17 protein-coding genes are annotated in these 17,537 nt (G+C 44.1%); 8 read left to right on the top strand and 9 right to left on the bottom strand.

Annotated features, from left to right (window positions below; genetic code table 11):
* The 3 genes from EV294_RS25125 to EV294_RS25115 form a co-directional block, all read right to left on the bottom strand.
* On the bottom strand, positions 1–1,752 hold the full coding sequence (locus tag EV294_RS25125) for a cache domain-containing sensor histidine kinase (protein WP_165930803.1): 1,752 nt from the start codon (positions 1,750–1,752) through the stop codon (positions 1–3).
* A gap of 376 nt (positions 1,753–2,128) precedes the next feature.
* A complete protein-coding gene (locus EV294_RS25120) occupies positions 2,129–3,268 on the bottom strand; it encodes a copper amine oxidase N-terminal domain-containing protein (protein WP_132311896.1) in 1,140 nt (379 codons plus the stop codon).
* Between the two features lie 166 nt (positions 3,269–3,434).
* Entirely contained in the window at positions 3,435–4,193 is a 759-nt protein-coding gene (locus EV294_RS25115) for an SDR family oxidoreductase (protein ID WP_132311895.1), read from the bottom strand.
* 212 nt (positions 4,194–4,405) lie between these two features.
* On the opposite strand from EV294_RS25115, the gene EV294_RS25110 reads away from it, so the two are divergent.
* From EV294_RS25110 to EV294_RS25100, 3 genes are read left to right on the top strand one after another with little or no spacing between them, the layout of a single operon-like run.
* The gene (locus tag EV294_RS25110) at positions 4,406–5,884 is read left to right on the top strand and encodes a spore germination protein (protein ID WP_132311893.1); all 1,479 of its coding nucleotides are present in this window, start codon (positions 4,406–4,408) and stop codon (positions 5,882–5,884) included.
* Positions 5,885–5,910: 26 nt separating this feature from the next.
* Positions 5,911–6,966, top strand: coding sequence for a Ger(x)C family spore germination protein (locus EV294_RS25105; protein ID WP_165930802.1), 1,056 nt, complete (start codon positions 5,911–5,913; stop codon positions 6,964–6,966).
* A complete protein-coding gene (locus tag EV294_RS25100) occupies positions 6,966–8,078 on the top strand; it encodes a GerAB/ArcD/ProY family transporter (RefSeq protein WP_132311890.1) in 1,113 nt (370 codons plus the stop codon). Before EV294_RS25105 ends, EV294_RS25100 begins: the two co-directional genes overlap by 1 nt.
* 65 nt (positions 8,079–8,143) lie before the next feature.
* On the opposite strand, the gene EV294_RS25095 is transcribed toward EV294_RS25100, so the two are convergent.
* The gene (locus EV294_RS25095; RefSeq protein WP_132311888.1) at positions 8,144–8,614 is read right to left on the bottom strand and encodes a DinB family protein; all 471 of its coding nucleotides are present in this window, start codon (positions 8,612–8,614) and stop codon (positions 8,144–8,146) included.
* Positions 8,615–8,819: 205 nt separating this feature from the next.
* On the opposite strand from EV294_RS25095, the gene EV294_RS25090 reads away from it, so the two are divergent.
* The 3 genes from EV294_RS25090 to EV294_RS25080 are packed head-to-tail and all read left to right on the top strand — an operon-like array spanning position 8,820 to position 12,436.
* Positions 8,820–10,268, top strand: coding sequence for a spore germination protein (locus tag EV294_RS25090; RefSeq protein ID WP_132311887.1), 1,449 nt, complete (start codon positions 8,820–8,822; stop codon positions 10,266–10,268).
* A gap of 21 nt (positions 10,269–10,289) precedes the next feature.
* Complete coding sequence (locus EV294_RS25085; protein ID WP_132311886.1) at positions 10,290–11,375, top strand: GerAB/ArcD/ProY family transporter; 1,086 nt, start codon at positions 10,290–10,292, stop codon at positions 11,373–11,375.
* Positions 11,372–12,436: a Ger(x)C family spore germination protein gene (locus EV294_RS25080; protein ID WP_279513608.1), complete on the top strand. Its 1,065-nt coding sequence runs from the start codon at positions 11,372–11,374 to the stop codon at positions 12,434–12,436. The genes EV294_RS25085 and EV294_RS25080 overlap by 4 nt, the downstream gene beginning before the upstream one ends.
* Before the next feature lie 125 nt (positions 12,437–12,561).
* Here EV294_RS25080 and EV294_RS25075 read toward each other — a convergent pair whose 3' ends face one another.
* The 3 genes from EV294_RS25075 to EV294_RS25065 all read right to left on the bottom strand — a co-directional run bounded on the left by EV294_RS25075 (position 12,562) and on the right by EV294_RS25065 (position 14,691).
* A complete protein-coding gene (locus tag EV294_RS25075; protein ID WP_132311883.1) occupies positions 12,562–12,894 on the bottom strand; it encodes a thioredoxin family protein in 333 nt (110 codons plus the stop codon).
* A 336-nt stretch (positions 12,895–13,230) separates the two neighbouring features.
* Entirely contained in the window at positions 13,231–13,659 is a 429-nt protein-coding gene (locus EV294_RS25070) for a WYL domain-containing protein (protein WP_243711792.1), read from the bottom strand.
* An 87-nt stretch (positions 13,660–13,746) separates the two neighbouring features.
* Positions 13,747–14,691, bottom strand: coding sequence for an NADP-dependent oxidoreductase (locus EV294_RS25065; RefSeq protein WP_132311881.1), 945 nt, complete (start codon positions 14,689–14,691; stop codon positions 13,747–13,749).
* Between the two features lie 185 nt (positions 14,692–14,876).
* Between EV294_RS25065 and EV294_RS25060 the strand changes: the two genes are divergently transcribed.
* Both EV294_RS25060 and EV294_RS25055 read left to right on the top strand, forming a co-directional pair.
* Positions 14,877–15,470, top strand: a complete 594-nt coding sequence (locus EV294_RS25060) for a TetR/AcrR family transcriptional regulator (protein WP_132311880.1) — start codon at positions 14,877–14,879, stop codon at positions 15,468–15,470.
* Positions 15,471–15,615: 145 nt separating this feature from the next.
* Entirely contained in the window at positions 15,616–16,125 is a 510-nt protein-coding gene (locus EV294_RS25055; protein ID WP_132311879.1) for a TetR/AcrR family transcriptional regulator, read from the top strand.
* 310 nt (positions 16,126–16,435) lie between these two features.
* Here EV294_RS25055 and EV294_RS25050 read toward each other — a convergent pair whose 3' ends face one another.
* Positions 16,436–16,738: a Dabb family protein gene (locus EV294_RS25050; RefSeq protein ID WP_132311877.1), complete on the bottom strand. Its 303-nt coding sequence runs from the start codon at positions 16,736–16,738 to the stop codon at positions 16,436–16,438.
* A gap of 96 nt (positions 16,739–16,834) precedes the next feature.
* Positions 16,835–17,365 (bottom strand): phosphotransferase-like protein, encoded by a 531-nt coding sequence (locus EV294_RS25045; RefSeq protein ID WP_132311876.1) that lies wholly within the window; start codon positions 17,363–17,365, stop codon positions 16,835–16,837.
* Between the last annotated feature and the right edge of the window lie 172 nt (positions 17,366–17,537).

The raw sequence follows: 17,537 nt of genomic DNA, 5'->3' as shown, positions 1-17,537 counted from the left end.
TCACTCCTTTAGCTCATGGCTTGCATTTAACGGGATCACAATTTCGGTGACCGCTCCGTGCGGGTCGTCATTATAGCAGTCCATCCATGCCTTATCGCCGTATTGAAGCTTTAATCGTTCTCTTATATTCCATAATCCAATATGCTCGCCGGCCTCATCCGTATAGATCTGCCCTTCGCGTAACCGGAAGAGCGCCGCATCGGAGTAACCTTCGCCGGTGTCCCTGATCGTGATAGCTACCATCGGCTCCTCCGCCAAATCATCCAGCTCCGCTTCAATAATGAGCTTGGTCGGCTCGCCGGGCTTAACTGCATGCTTGATCGAGTTCTCCACCACCGTCTGAAGGATAAGCGGCGGAATAGCGGTCGTCTCCAAATATGCAGGCATAGCTACCTCGCAAGTGAACGTATCTGGGAATCGCATCTGCTGAATACGCAAATAATGTCGGATATGGCGAAGCTCATTCTTCAGCGGCACGAGAGATTGATGGCTTTGAAACATATACCGGAAATATTGGACAAGATGCATCGTCATCTCCTGAATGGGCTCGAATTGCTTCACCTGCGCGAGATTGTACAGGATATTTAACGAGTTCATGAAGAAATGCGGGTTAATCTGCAGCTGCAGATGCTTGAGCTCTGCCCGTTGTTTGCTGAGCTGCTCTTCATATACGTTTATCTTGAGCTCTTCAATCTTGGAAATCATCGCATTAAAGGTTCGGTTGACCAGCCTTATCTCATCAGGTTCCTTCCCCGGATTAATCCGGATATTGAAGTTGCCTTTCCCGATCAGTCTCATCGCGCTGACCATCTTGCTGAGCGGCTGCAAAATAACCTTGCGAAGAATGAGGAAGCTGAGCGGCAGCATGAGCAAGGCCAATAAAATAACAAAAGCGGACGCTTTGGTCAAATAAGGCAGATTCTCCAGGATGGATTCATCCGGGATAGCGGCCGCAAGACTAAAGCTTCCTTTTGCCGAGGATTCTCCAACGACCAGGAACTTGTCCTCTCCGCCGGACAAATAATAGCTTCGAAATCCTCTTGTTAAATCAAGTTTTTCGCTTGTAAGATTTCTTGTTGTATACAAAACATAGCCCTTGTCATCAACAAGGAGCACAGCTCCCGTCTTCCCTGTCCTCATGCCGAGCAGAGGCTTTACCACGGTAGACGCTTTTACCCAGGCGCCCACAAACAAATCACCGTCGCGCATTAGGCGGACCAAATAGGCTTCTCCGCTAATCTGTACCATCTTCCATTCAACGTTGCGGTATTGCGATTTCTGCGTCAGCTCGGATACCTTATCTGCTAACGTCTGCCGAATCGCCATTAGCTGCGGATACGACAAAGATCCCCTGTAAGCTTCAACGCCGTCATGATGGTTTAAGGAGTAAACATAAAAGCCGTCAATAGCGGGGTAAATGGACAGATCCGAGGTTAGCTTGCGGTATACCGCGGTTTTGGCCAGAACAAATTCGTCTTCTGTCCTTGCATCGCCCATCTCTTGAACATTCAGGTCCGTAGAGGTTAAGCCTGCCATATGTCTTTCTACTTCCGTCAACTGCCCATCCGTTTGGTTCATGTAAATATCAATCAAGTTCTTGTTAGACGCCGCTACCTGACTGTGTATGACGTTCATGCTATAGGAATTGTTATAGAGCAGAAGCGCTATCAAGGGTAAAGTAATACCTAAAAGGCCAAGCACCAGCTTGACCGGAATCGAATTCCATGGGATAGCTTTTATACGTTTGAACATTCGGGCCCTCCGATCGAAGCTTCTCATCTAAGCGGCCTTTATCCGATCCTGCCGTCACTCTTCATCTTACTTGATTACTTTTAGTATGGTCTATGCATTTGACGACTACTCTTTTGCTCTTTCACGACATGAACGTATTCGGAATTTCTTTTGCTGTTTTTAAAGCACGATAAAGCATCATTTGTAACCTTCCTGTAATATTGGGCTCAGGTTCCTTTCATCATCGGCTTCTATAATAAAGGACATGACCCCCCTTTATATATTCTCTATTGTTGCCTGCGGCTGATTGCCGCAGGCTTTTTGTTTGCCTCGGTCCTGCAGCCGCGAACAAATGCGCAGCAAAAAAGCCGCATGGCTGCGGCCTTTTTAATCACTCTTATTTCACCGAATCAACAGCCTTAGCGCTTACCTTGATATCGTCAAAGTAAAGCGTAGTCAGCCCTTCGAAGCCTGAGTCCGCGCCAATAAGAACAAAGATCTCGCCCTTGGCGTTGGCCGTCACCTTAGCGCTGTATTCAAAGTCAACTCGCTGATACCCTTCCTTGTCCGCATCCGGTTTAGCTGCATTGCCGATCACTTTAACATCCTTGCCGCCGGCTCCTTGGCTGCCGATGTCCACGTTCATTCTGTAATACTCTTCTCCCGAAGAGGAGGCTCGAACGGACAACGGCTCGCTCGACAAAATACCGGCCTTCAGGAATATCGATTCGGCTGGCGAGCCGCCAATACCTATCGATCCCCCTCCCGCTTCGGTGTACATCGCAAACTTCAAATTCACATTGTAGGAAGTGTTGGGTTTGAACCCTGCAATCCCCTTGGAAAGGTACATAAACAAGTCATCGCTTCGGTTGTGTCCCGCGAGCTTCAAACCGTAATTGGAGGTATTGTTCTGAACCGGAATGAATTGACGGGCAAAGTCCAGCTCGTAAATGTCCTTATTATAATTCGCAGGCAGGTCGGCGAAGCCGCCCTTCCAGCCTTCCGTATCCTTCGTGAACGAGTAACTGAAGTCTAGATTTACCGGAGTACTCGTCTGATTGGTTAGAGTAACCGTATGAGCCACAGGCTCCCATTGCAGCCGTGCCCCCATAAGAGCTGCCAACGACCTGGCCGGAACAAATACCGTGCCCTTTGCTTGGCGAACCTGCACGGGCAGCTTGATTTTTTCTCCCTTGGCATTCACCGCATAAGAGGAATTCAAGGTGAATGCAATCGTTCCGAAGCTTTTTCCGGATAACGTGATCGTTCCTTTTTTATCGCTCCAGCTTATCGATGCGCCGAGGGATTCGGCAGCGGCTCTAACGGGAACCATCGTGTTTCCGTTACTGACATAAGGGGCTGACAGCAAGCTATGCTTGCCTGTGTTATTGCTATAATGAACATCGTTAAGTTTGAAGGTTACCGCACGAGCGGCAGCTGCAGATTGGCTTTCTGCTCCGCTTGCTATTGAAGCGCTGCCTGCCGAAATCGCGGTCGCAACAAGTAGGCTGGACAGCATGAGATTTTTTATACGCATGATTGATACTCTTCCTTTCTGCTCAGATGTACTTACTAGACGCAAGGATGAATTTAAAGGTTACAGCCATTACGATTCGTCAATTTTTGGAATAAAAAAGGCGCCTAACCCTGACAGCTAACAACAGCAAGGTTAAGCGCTTTGGATGACTCTTGAGGATTTAAAGTTAATTTTTCAAGCTGCCGAGATAATCCTGGAAATGCGTCTTTGTAATGGTCACGGGTCTGTCTCCGTTCGGAACGAGAGACTGATCATTCACCTCAACCGAACCATAATACGGTGCAGTAGCATCCGTGATCACCTGACGGTTATCTTGCGTTACGCTAAAGTATTTTCGAATGAATTCGTCCATCGGAATCTGATCCGGACCGGCCACATCAACAATGCCGTTAGCCGGTGCCTCCAGCGTAAAATCAGCTACCGCGTTTGCAACGTCATCCGAGAAAATAGGCTGCATAAGGGCGGAAGGCAACCGTACGGTATCCTCTTTGGTAGCCACGTCGGCAATGCCGCCAACAAATTCGAAGAACTGGGTAGCGCGGACGATCGTATAAGGAATCTTGGAGTTCTCGATTAGCTCTTCTTGAGCCTTTTTAGCACGGAAATATCCACTCTGGAGAAGGCGTTCGGTTCCAACGACCGACAAAGCAACATGATGGCCGACGCCAGCATTCGCTTCAGCAGCGAGAAGATTCCGAGTAGATTTCTCAAAAAACTCCATCACCGCCTGGTCCTCCCACGACGGCGCATTCGATACATCAACCACAACTTGCGCGCCGCTAAGCGCTTCCGCGAGTCCTTCACCCGTAATTGTATTGACACCTAAGGAAGGTGATGCCGCAACAACCTCATGTCCGCGATGACGAAGGTTATTCACAAGTTTCTTCCCAATCAAGCCACTGCCGCCAATCACTACAATCTTCATATTCATCCTCCTGTTGTTTTCCAGCTTGTGTCTGTAATGACCTTACGATAATAAAGACAATTAACGGTCGCCATCTGTGACATCCCATTTATTCATGCATCGAATTTTCCTTCATTTAGCCTTTGTTATGCATGGGAAATGAAGGGTATAAACAAAGCCGGCATCAATCATACTAGGAGAATATTTCTTGTTTCAGACAGGCGGTGACATTTATGCTTCCCAATTTGCTTCACGATTTAAAAGAAAGCACGAAATCTGCTGATTTACTGCAATCAAGTATAACCATTAACCATAATCGCATTCATTTTACTTATTTCAGCACGCTTATCAATCAAGAAAAATTTCACCATGATGTCCTTTCGTTTATTCCATTTTCCAAAGGCGATTTGGGCCAATTGCGTTTGCAAGATCTTCAAGCCATGATTCCTCTTGAGGGAATGAAGATTTCTCAAGAATTGGACGAGGTTTTGAAAAGTCTGGTACGCGGTTCAATCTTCCTTCAATTGGATCCCCATTTGCACGAAGGCTTAATCATTGATATTTCAGATCAACAATCGGGGCTTCGCGATCACAATGATACGGAAAACGAGTTTAGCGTCATTGGTCCAAAGGTCGGTTTTGTGGAAAGCTTGGACATCAACTTGGCCTTGCTTCGCAGAGGGCTTGGTACCGAGAAACTCACCTTTGAAGAGCTATCAATCGGCAAGATGTCAAAAACGAAGATCGTCATTGCTTATTTAGACGGCATAACGAATCCCGAGTACATCAACACAGCCAGGCAAAGGCTCTCGGATCTGGACTTCGACATCGTGTTCGAAAGCTCTCTACTGGAACAACTCATCACGGACAACTCAAATTCTCCGTTTCCGTTATTCTTGTCCAGCGAGCGTCTGGATAGAATCATGTACTCGATATTGAACGGGGAAGTGGCTATTTTGTGCGACGGTTCCCCGTTTGTACTCACAGGGCCCACAAGTTTGTTTAGCTTTTTCGTTTCACCGGAAGACTACTACTTACCTTGGATTCTGGGATCGTGTTTTCGTCTTATTCGTTATTTCGGAGTTGCCTTTTCGATTCTCGCTTCTTCCTTTTACGTTGCTATTCTCACCTTTCACTACATCGTCATTCCCCGGGAGCTTTTAGGACCGATTATCGAATCGAGATCCAACGTGCCTTTCCCGCCGGTGTTGGAGGTGCTTTTTCTGGAAATAACGATCGAGCTGCTCCGCGAAGCCGGGTCCAGACTTCCCTCAAAGGTCAGCCAAACCTTGGGTATAGTAGGAGGTATTATTCTCGGGCAGGCTGCGGTGGCGGCTGGATTAACCAGTAATATTTTGCTCATCATTGTTTCGCTTTCGGCATTGGCTTCCTTTACCACGCCAATCTTCAAAATCTCGAACACCATTCGATTTTTGCGCTTTCCGCTGATTGTTTTAGCTTCCTTATGGGGCGGATTTGGCATCATGATCGGGTTAATGTTTATTTTAGGTCATTTATTGCGCTTGAAATCACTTGGCGCACCGTATATGGTGCCGATATTCCCTTTCCGCAACAACAGCTTCAGCGATAGCTTTATCCGCTCCTCTTTTACCCAATTGAGTAATCGGTTTTTCACGACTCGTCCGCTTTCAACGAAAAGATTTAACGTGAAAAAAAATAAGGATATCGGTGACGACTACAATAGCGAATGAGCAGAGAAGATGGGAGAATTGAAATCATGAGAAAGCATGCGGGGGTACTAATCTGCTGTTGCATCTTGTTATCCGGCTGCGCTCAAGAACGGGTCGTCGACCAAATCAATATTATCCAGTACATGGGCGCGGACCTGGAAGAAGATAAGATTAAACTAAGCGTTTCGTATCCGAAGTATATCAAAGCTTCGGGAGGGCAATCCCTGGTAACGACGGAGTCTAAAGTGGTATATGGGGTTTTCACGGCCCTGACCGGCAAATCCTCTCAACCCGTGGAAATGGGACAAATGCGTACGCTGGTCTTGAGCGAAAACTTCGCAAAAAAATACATAACTGAGCTTGCCGATATTATCAATCGACAATTCACGAAAAGCACCAAAGCTTCTATTGTGTTAACGGACCAAAGCACAAACGCGATGATTGCCGAGGCTTCCCGAAAACCTCCTTTCTTCTTGTCCGAGCTGATCGAACAAAACATGGATCACGGAAATACGCCGAATACGAATTATCATACTTTCGTAAATCAGTATTATGGAGAGGGCCAAGACATTTATTTGCCGGTTATCAACCTAAATAAAGGCGTGTTTCAAATGGATGGCGTAGCCGTCTTTAAAGGCGACGACTTAAAAGTTAGGTTAAATGCCAATGAAGGTTTGTATCTGAAACTGCTCAAAGATAAACAACGGACAGGCGAATACGATTTCCTTGCCGGCGCAAATTCCATGTACTCCTTTATTATTTTGCATGGCAAGTCCAAGATTGACGTTAAAGAAGATGGCAAAACAACGATATCCCTAAAGCTAGCCATCCAACTAAGAGAAATCCCGGAACAAATGAACGTACGGAACCAAGGAGATTTACAAAAAATCAAGAAGCAAATTGAAGAGAGGTTATCCTCGGAGATTACGGCGATGTTGATTCGTCTACAGCAAAACAGGGTCGATCCAATCGGCTTTGGCGAGAAATACAGGAGACAGCATCAAGCCTTCAAAGAAGAAGCGTATTACGAAAAAATCTACCCTCAGCTACTTTTTGAGGTTAAAACGAACGTTATTATCTTACACGCAGGGGTTGGGCAATAATGCAGCAACGGATAAAGGAAAATTACGCGATTTCGGGATACTTTGTATTTTTCTTGATTGCTGTTACCCAAGCTGCCGCGACCTTATTTAATTTTCAGAGCCTTGCGCTTGTTCATGCCGGCCAAGATGCTTGGATATCGATTATTCTGATGGGCGTAAGCCTTCATCTCATCATCTGGATGATTTACAAAATGCTCGGCAATCCAGCCAAGGATGTTATTGACGTCCATCGAACGGTTTTTGGTAAATTTATGGGGAATGCTCTTTCTTTAATCGTGGTCGGATACTATTTCTTAATGGCTCTATTCTTTCTCCGTTCGTACATGGAAGTCATTCAAGTGTGGGTGTTTCCTTCGCTTCGCACATGGGTTATTGCGGGATTGTTTATTTGCATCATCTACTATGTCGTTTCTGGCGGGTTTAGGGTTGTTGCCGGGTTCAGCTTTTTTTATTTAGCGCTGATCCCCATGCTCTTCTGGTTCTATTTCCCAACCCGACAAGGAGATCCCGGATTATTGCTGCCTATTCTGAATCATTCTTTAACGGATGTAATAAAAAGCTCAAAGTCATCTTGCATCATTTTCTTCGGGCTTGAACCGTTGCTGATCTATTTGCCTTTCTTAAAATCCGGCCAAAAGCATGCGAAATGGGCTCATTTCGCTCTCCTGTTTTCCACTTTCAAATATGCTGCGATTATGATCGTCACCTTGATGTTTTTCAGTCAAGGTCTGCTCAAACATACTTTATGGCCAACGATGGCCATGACGCAAATCATTGAGTTCTCTTTTATTGCGAGGTTCGAATACGTCTTTATATTTATGTGGCAGTTGACCATTATCCCGACGGTTTGCATTCCCATCTGGTGCTGCACAAGAATTATGAAAAGAGTATGTTCAATTAAGCCCGGTCTATCTTTGCCTTTTGTGTTGGCGGCACTTATGCTTGCTGCGCTAACCTTAAAAGAACGAGCGCAAATGGACGCATTCGGTACATTCGTTAATGAATGCGCCATTTACTTCTATTTTGCTTATATTCCGTTGCTGTTTATTATCACTTGGTTTGCAGCTCGTTTAAAGGGGGAGAGAAAACGAACCAAAATGGAGGAAGCTTAAATGACCAGCATACGATTCAAATAAGTGCCTAACCTTGCTATAAAGCAAAGTCAGGCACTTTCGGATTAATCCCAAACCTTTGGCCGCTTTAATCCGGCTGTTCTTAAATAATCTAAAAGTTGACCCGAATGGACTGCTTCATGGTATGCAATTCTCATAAGCATGTCTCCCAATGATCGAACGTAGCCAACGTCTTTTCTATCAATTTGGATCCTTGTCAAATCCTCTTCTGTATAGGAATTCACTGTATTCATAAATTCGTTCCGATAGGTTTCTGAAAAGCGGAGCTCATCTTTGAGCGTTGTAAAAGCACGAGCCTCATAAGGGGATTCATACGCGGACAGACTTCCTTTATTCAGCAAGGCAAGATGGTAATAATGTTCACTATCGAGGACATGGCGGATCATCTCTTTTATGCTCATCGCTTCTGAATCCGGTCTCCAATCCAGAAACTCATCGGGAACACTTTCCCAAATCATCATACTTCTGCGTCTAACCTCGCTTAAATTCTGAACTACTGCTTCTATAGCGTTCATAGCTGCTTCCTTTCGACTTCAATTTTGTTACATTATATCAGAACCCACGTTCGTAATAAACCCGTGCTATTTTGCTGTTACGTTATCCTCATGTCAGAGCAACGGAAGCTCCTCGTCGTATGCGGCTTCCATCCAAACAAAAGTATAATAAGTGGCAGTCAGGAAATAATGGTACAAAAAGCGACAGAAAGAGGCAAGATTCTACATGTTTAAGATCCCAAAACAGTGGGAGGAGTTTACGGAATCCTCAGATTTTGTTTATCTCCAACAAACCAATCATGTAGGGCCTTATTTGATCTGCTTTCTCAAATCCATAACAGATTTAAATGTAGTCAATGAGCAAATTCTTGATTTTTTAGGAAATTACACAGGGGATCAATTCGATGCGTTATTTGAATCGATGCCAATCGCAGATAAAGAACTCTCCAGCGACTGGAATGAGATTCGCGACAAACTACTTCTCGGATACGTTACGATTCAACAGGCTACCAGCAATAAAACCATCCTGCTTAACGCATCTTTATCCAAAGGACGCGTCGTATCCAAACCGGAAATCGAATTCAGTGTCGAGGGATCTAAAGAAGCTCTCGTCGAATCCCTGGATACCAATCTGAATCTAATTCGCAAGCGGTTGCCTACTGCTTCGTTTCGCGTAAAAGAACTTCATGTAGGAGATATTTCCAAATCAAGAGTGGCCATTTGTTATATCGATGGGATTACAAACGAACAATACGTGAATACCTGTTTACAGCGTGTAAAGGACATACAGTTCGATACCGTGACGGATATCTCTTTCATTCAGCAGCTCATTGAAGACAATTCAAATTCGATCTTCCCGCAGATGCTTGGGACGGAACGAACAGATCGGATTGTGTGGAGTTTAACCTTGGGGCAAGTTTGTATTTTAGTTGACGGCTCACCGAATGCGATTTTAGGACCTGTTACATTCGAGCATTTCTTCACCTCATACGAAGATTATTTCTTGCCTTGGATCTTAGGATCCATTATCCGCATGATTCGAATTACATCCGTGATCTTCTCAATATTAGCCTCAGCAGTGTACGTTGCCGTGCTGACCTATCATGGTCACGGTATATCAAATAATTTTTTACCGACGATTATAGCATCCCGCATCAATGTACCCTTCCCTCCCGTTGTTGAGGTCCTAATCATGGAAATGGCTATTGAACTGCTAAGGGAAGCTGGCGCGAGATTGCCTTCCAAAATTGGGCAAACCATTGGGATTGTGGGAGGAATCGTGCTTGGAACAGCAGCGGTGCAAGCAGCGTTAACAAGCAACTTACTGTTGATCATTATCGCCTTGTCGGCAATGGCTTCGTTTACAACACCTGTATTTCGCATGAGCAATACAATACGGATTCTTCGGCTCCCATTCATACTCTTTGCTCAAATGTGGGGATTGTTAGGGATTTTCCTATGTTCCGTCATTGTGGTTACTCATCTGCTGCGCTTAACTTCTCTCGGGATGCCATATCTGGTTCCGTTTTACCCAATACGGTTAAAAGGTCTAACGGATAAGTTCATCCGACCACCGTATTCCAAATTTCATCATCGACCAGAGTACTATAGGACTAAAAATACTATTCGGTTTGATAAACAAAAGGCGAAATTAAAAAAAGACATTGACGAATAACAAATTCGGAGGAGATTAAGTTTGACTGTAAACATAAAAGAACGCTATACCATCTCTCCTTCTTTCACTTTCATTATTATTCACGCCATGTTATTCGGAATAAACTTTGTTCTAATGACAGTGAAGCCGATTCAGTTCGCAGGACAAGATACTTGGGTTGCCGTCCTGCTTTGCTCCGCTGCTATCCATCTTGTCGTATTTATGATGTACAGCCTTCTAAACCGGCATCAAATGGATCTTATAAGCCTGCATATCCTTTTGTTTGGGAAATGGATTGGCCTAATGCTTAACCTTCTGTTTGCATTTTATTTTCTGCTCGTCACCGTCTATCAAGTACGGCTGTTTATTGAAGTGATCCAAGTATGGGTATTTCCGGAAATGAAAACCTGGTCCATGGCATTGGTGTTACTCGTCATCGCCTACTATATTATTTCATCCGGTTTTAGGGTAATCGTTGGCATCTGCACGTTTAGTCTTCTCAATACCGTGCTTTTTGCAACGATATTTTTTATGATTCCATACTTTCATTTCAATAACTTACTACCCGCTATGAGTCATTCACCACATGATATTTTCAAAGCATCAAAGGAATTGACTACTTCTTATATGGGAATAGAAATACTCCTATTTTGTTATCCGTTTATTAAAACAGCGAAAAAGTCGCAAAAGTGGGCACATTGGGGATTAATATCCATGACTTCGCTTTATATTATTGAGGTCGTTTTTGCGATAATTACCTTCAAACCTGAACAGCTGGCACATGAAGTCTGGCCGGCATTAACGAAATATAAATTTATCCAATTTCCTTTTGTTGAACGTTTTGAGTTTATCGGAGCATCTGCTACGGTCCTACGACTGTTCCCCGTGATTTGTTTATGTATATGGGTAACCAGCCGAATCATGAAGTTTACATTCTCAATTAGACAAGTAACCGCTCTTCCGTTTTTGTTAGGATTCGTGTTTATTGCAATCTGTTTGATTACGAATCGTATAGGTGTTGACGTCGTTCAATCCTGGATCAGACTGTCGGGGATCACTATTATTTTTGGATACATCCCTTTCCTCTACCTATTCGATATTCTCAGGGCAAAGGTGAAAATGAAGTGATAAGGACCGTTTGTATGGCATTGATGATCAGCCTGTTATTAACGTCATGCGTGAAACAACAAATTCTGGACAGGGTCCACCTCTTTATTGTCGCCTCATTCGACGAAATATCAAAAGATCAAATCGAACTCACTATAGCGGTTCCTGATTTTGAATTGGGAAAGCCAGAGGCCGTCACAGATCAAATGTACTCGAAAACAGGTCGCACAGGTTCTGAAATTCGTGAAGTCATGGGTACGCAAATTGATAAACCTTTACATCCCGGGAAGCTCTCCGTCGTATTATTTGGCAGAGACAAAGCAACTAGCGGGGTAAAAAAAGAGTTGGATGTCCTTTTGCGCAACGCAATTCATTCACGAAGGATGTACTTAGCCGTGGTGGACGGAAAGGCCAAACATCTTTTAGAAGAGAAGTTTAGCAGGAAGGACGAGAAAGGTATGTATCTATATCATTTACTTGATGCAAACACAAGGAAAGGCACTCTTCCTAGTCAAAATTTGCATGAATTTGAATATGCGCGTGTAGGAAAAGGGCTAGACCCCTATTTGCCTCTTCTTCAAATCCAGCATGGTCGTGTCTCCGTGGTTGGCACAGCATTATTTAGAGATGACGCGTATGTTGCCTCACTAAACTATAACCAATCGAAGTTTATGAAGATGCTCCTGAAAGACATGAATCAAGGAATTATCGAAGTAAAGCTTGACAACGGAACATTCCTGACAGTTGATAATGTGGGGTCTTCTGTGAAGTATCATATGAAGAACGATTCTATCCTGATTAACTTATCCATGAACTGCAAAATAAGAGAAGCCGAAGGGAATCCTATTTCCGATGAGGTACTCCCTATCCTAAAAAAACAAATCGAGCAGAAGATCTTACAAGCAGAATCGGAGCTCATAAAAATATTTCAAAAAAATGAAATCGATCCTTTGGGTTTAGGGGACTTCGTAAGAAGCAGAAAGCAAACTTGGAATGAAGAAGAATGGATGCGTCAATATCCGAAGATGAACATTGAGGTAGACGTAGACGTTATAATCATGGAAACCGGGATCAAAAAATAGAAATGAAAAAGGAGTTGCTACGGGCAACTCCTGAACATAAAAGTAAAATCATACATGCTTATTCTCATTAATATTTCTTGGTACTAGCACGTCTGAAATTCATACTAAACCTCCATGGATGAAAGTCAGCATGTATCACCCATAGCTGCATATCGAAGAATGGTCTGGCGCAACTTTTCTTTACTTTGAACACCAGCTAAGGTTTCCACTTGATATCCATCTTTAAAAAGCATGAATGTCGGTGCGCTTGTTATGCCATATTCATTTGTGATTTCTTTTTCTTGTTGGATATTCACTTTAAAAAAGCTAGCTTCGTGTCTCAGTTCTTGAGCTAACTCCTCGATAATAGGAAGCTGTTCTTGACAGGAATGGCACTCAGGCTCAAAAAAGCCAACAAGCGTAATCCCATGATCTATTTGTGCTCTAAAATTTTCTACTTTTAAGGACATAATCTCCATTATACATCCTCCTCTTATTACCAGCGTCGTTCAGCTAAAAACCCTTTATCAATAGGTAATTGTGCTGCCATCTTTCAGACGTATAGTTGGGTTGGGCTCTTTTCTCCGATCAGCCAACTTCATTCTATGAAATTTAGCGTTATTGATCAATCTCAATTTTTCTATAGAAATGATAGATGAAATAAATCAACTACTCCCGAGATTTAAGAGGTTACATGACTCGCCCCTCCGACTTTTTCATTCATAACTCGTAAAGCTCAACCATCTTCTGGACTTGACGCTGGATATTCCTGATTAAGTCCGGGGGTCCCATCACTTTAACCATGCTGCCGTAGCTCAAGATTTCTGGACCTCTCTTTCCATTAATGAAAAATATGTGGTTAGTGACATGGTTTCATCCGAATTCACGAGGACTTGGTCGAAGCCGAATTCATCAAGCACCCGGGTTTTCATTTCCGGTTGAAAGAGTAATACCGCTTGCACTTTTTTAAAATCGGCTCTGTTCAAGAATTGTTTCTCGACATCTTGAAGCGTATAGTCTCGTCTCACAAAATGTTCCGGCAGGATCTTAAGCTCTCCTATACGGGACAAGCGGAATACTCGAATGTCCATTCGTGTCAGGCAATAGCCATATACATACCAAATGTATCCTTTGAGAAAAAGACCCATCGGTTCCAGTTTGCGCTCGATCTCCGCACCGTTGTTATCTAAGTATTTGAAAGTAACGCATTGAAGGTCTTTAATTGCCTGGTGTAATGGACCCATGACTAAACTTGGAAATAGAAGCGACGGCTGAAGTACTTACGTTAGCTTAAAACCTATTTTGAAATGTAGAAACTCTTGGCTTCACCACTACAGCAGGATGACAATTTTACCACGCGCTCGGCGGCTCTCACTTTTTTCATGTGCCTTGGCAGTTTCCTCTAAGGGGAACACCGAGTCGATCGTTATGTTCAGTTGTCCTCCGTTAACTAGCCGGGTTAATTCGTCTAGATAAGCAGTAGCAATCGGCGGGTACTGCACCTCTTGGACGGTTACAGACGCCTTTGCCGCGTTATCCGACGAATGGCTTCCCCACGTTATCGGTACGAGACGACCTCCCGGCTTGAGGGTATTCAGAAGCCAGTCTGCCTTCTCTCCTCCCGCTGTATCGAGGACGATGTCCACGCTATGTTTGATCTCTGACGGCAGACTGCTTGTATAGTCGACAAACGCATCGACGCCAAGATCAAGCAAGTATGGCTCGTTACGGGCAGAAGCGGCTCCGATGACGCGCGCCCCCTTCCATCGGGCGAGCTGGACCGCAAGGTGCCCGACGCCTCCGGCAGCACCGTTGATCAGAACGGTTTCTCCCTTCTCTAGTTTCCCTTGAACGAACAGCGCATGCCAAGCGGTAAAGCCAGACTGAGGCAAAGCCGCCGCCTCGACGAAATCAGCAGATTCAGGTTTGAGTGCCAAATGCCCCGCCGGTACAACGACATATTCCGCGCAACCCCCACTGTTGACGGTCATCCCGTAAACGGCGTCGCCCGGATGAAAGCTCGTAACTCCAGCCCCTACATTGGCGATGACTCCCGATACATCCCACCCGGGGATATAAGGAAGTCTGAACCGATCACCAGCCAAGCCCGAACGGATCTGCCAATCGCCTGGATTGACGCCGACTGCATGAACGCGGATGAGAACCTCGTCTTCACCTGCCGTCGGAACGGGCACTTCCTCGCAACGCAATACGTCCGGTCCTCCGTGAGTAAAATAACGGATCGCTTTCATTTTCTGAGGTATTTCCGTCGCCATCATCATTTCTCCCTCTTTCGCTTCATTGAATAAACGGGCCGCGTTCATTACAATAGTAATAATAATTGGAGACTGGTAACAACGGACAATGCAGCCCGCACGTCGTTTACCTGACAAATCGACGATATTGTCGGGGTTGTCGGCTCTTGAGCTCCGTTGACCTCAGGGGAGGAGCGTTACAAGCGATGGGAAATGAGAGGAATGAAGCCGATCGACGGCGGAGGCGCTCGCAATTACTGCTGAAGCAATCGTTCGCGGAACTGATGCGGGAAAAGGGATTTACCGCAATGACAATCCAGGATATCACCGACCGGGCAGATGTGCACAGGGGAACGTTCTACGCTCATTTTCCGGACAAATTCGCGTTACTGGAGCAGTCCATCCGTGATAAATTTCGTCATTTACTAGGCAGTGAACTTCCACCGGATGCAGGTTGGAATCCCGAGCATTTGCGCTTGCTGGTCCGAATAGTACTGGAACACGTTCGCTCGCTATACGGTCGATGCAGCCCAATCGATACGGTCAACCCGCTATTCGAGAGCTCGGTCCGTGACGAGCTTGCCGAACTGCTGCAACACTGGCTACAACGGCTTCGGGCGGACCAGACTGATTGGACCATCCGTGTCGACACGATGGCTCTCATGACAAGCTGGTCGATATTCGGCGCCGCGGTACAATGGAGCAAAGCTTATGAGGATATAAGTGTGGACGAAATGACACGCCGTGTCTTAGCCGTTCTGTCAGAAGGCGCAAGCCGATTTGCATCTAACGAGAAATAATCGCTAACGATACGAATTCATAGCACATGCTTCAAAAACTCAAGAATTGTTATCGGAGCGTTCCGAATGCTGCCTTTAGTGCTAACCATTCTAGTTCGCAGCCATGTCATAAAGAAAAGATCCAAAATTAAGTTTGGAAATTTAATTGAGAATACAAGACAAAAGTTTGTGGAGCCAAAAGCCGATTGAGAAAATTTCGGTTCAGGAAATTGCGATTAAGTCAGGATGTAACCGCAGCACCTTTTATCAATACTTTACTGACATTTACGAATTGTTAGACTCTGTTGAAAATGACTTATTGAATGACATAAAAAAGGAATTGGCTAATAATGAGCTATCGATGCATACGGTTCAAGATACGCTCTGTTGTCTGGACAAAAGAGAACATCTCCTGGTTCTCAATGCCCTTTTGGGTGATTATGGAAGCGCCCGTTTTGTAAAACGCTTAAAAAAAGAAATCACTTTAGACCAATTAGAATTAAACGTTCCGCAGAACCATTCCTTAACGCCATACTTCATTGAGTTTTACCTGGCAACTGCCCTGTCTTTATTTCGTCTTTGGCTTCAACGTCAAAAGGATTTATCGTCAGAAGAATTTCTCAAGTTAGTGGAGAACCTATATTCAAGAGGGATTACGCCCTACTTTAAAGAATGAGTCTGCCATTCAAACCAAATCCATGTGTTGCAAGGATGGCTTTGCCGAGTGGAAGAGTAGGTGTTCTCAAATTTGGGGTATGATTACCGTGACAAAATAGAATAAGGGTAAAACATATAAGAAGGAGAGGATTTTTTTCCTCTCCTTTCTTTTTTGGCTATGAGGCAAGCAATGCATTCCCCTATTGAGCACTCAGACCCACGCAAACTAATGTAATGGACCTGGGAACTTTCATGGAGCTTAACAAGAAATTGCCACTATTAGCGAACCTCTTCTTCTTTTGACTCCGTATTACGTTTGTGAACGTGAATTAGACCTTTGGGTAATCAACTACTATAACATTTTCCAGCAGACCGTCTAGTGATTTTACGAACTCCTGATGGGCAGGATGAGGTCCATAGGAACGAAGTGATGCAAGACTATCGAATGTAACCCTTAATCCGAGCGTGTAGCCGTGTACATTTTCCTTTTCTTCAGTTACATTGAGGCCTGCGCTTATATCGAGAATTCCAGGGATACGATCCTGAAACCCGAGCAGTTGACCAAGCAGCTCCTGTTGCTTGTCAGGTGTGATATTCGTATTGAACTTGAAAACGACGAGATGTTCGTACATAGCTTTTTATCCCCCTCATATTTATCGTGTAACATCCTTGCGTTAGTTGAACAACCAACTATATCTCTTCTAGCGGTATGTCCATACTATATGATTTTAGTTAACTGTCAAGGTATTCAATATCTTTGATACGCATTCTTCCGGTGAATTCTCGTATGTATTGATCTCAACGTCGTATTTCATATTTTGATGCACAATTTTTAATTGTTCCTTTGCTATACCGATGGTTCTATCACCACGAAGGCGTTCACGTCTTTCCAATTCTTCGAGCGGACAATGCACGCCGACATATAATACATCTTCGTCCTTGAACTGCTCTAAAAAATCCGCGGCATCGCTTTCCGCGTCTAAAACAGTATCAATAATGATGTTAAAAGAATATTCCGAGATAACTTTAGTCAGTCTGTGCAGTATAAATGTTAAAAAGTGCAGGTCATAGTTTTGTTTATTTATAATATCCCATGTCGAAGGTTCTTTTTTATGGTTACGCATTTTTGAAAGTAAACAAACTAGATCGTCGAATCCCAACACTAAATAATTTGGTAATTTTTCCGACAATAGATTTGCTATTGTAGATTTGCCTGAACTTGAAGCACCGTTCAATAGGATAACCTTACCTTTAATCATAGTTAACTCCTTTTTAGTAAAAATAATAATCTAGTGCAATTTGAAAGAAGAGTCACAGATATTCCAAGACATTAATATCTCCGTTTGCATTTAGGGTTCAAAATCTTCTTAAGAACACTATTCGTAATCAGAAGAGTCTTTCCTCCAGATTTAACAGAATTTTTTCGAGCAT

Origin of the sequence: Paenibacillus sp. BK033 (genome assembly GCF_004345425.1) — a bacterium.
Classification (GTDB): Bacteria; Bacillota; Bacilli; order Paenibacillales; family Paenibacillaceae; genus Pristimantibacillus.
The sequence above is the reverse complement of the archived record's forward strand: the minus strand, read 5'-3'. Positions and strand labels throughout refer to the sequence as shown.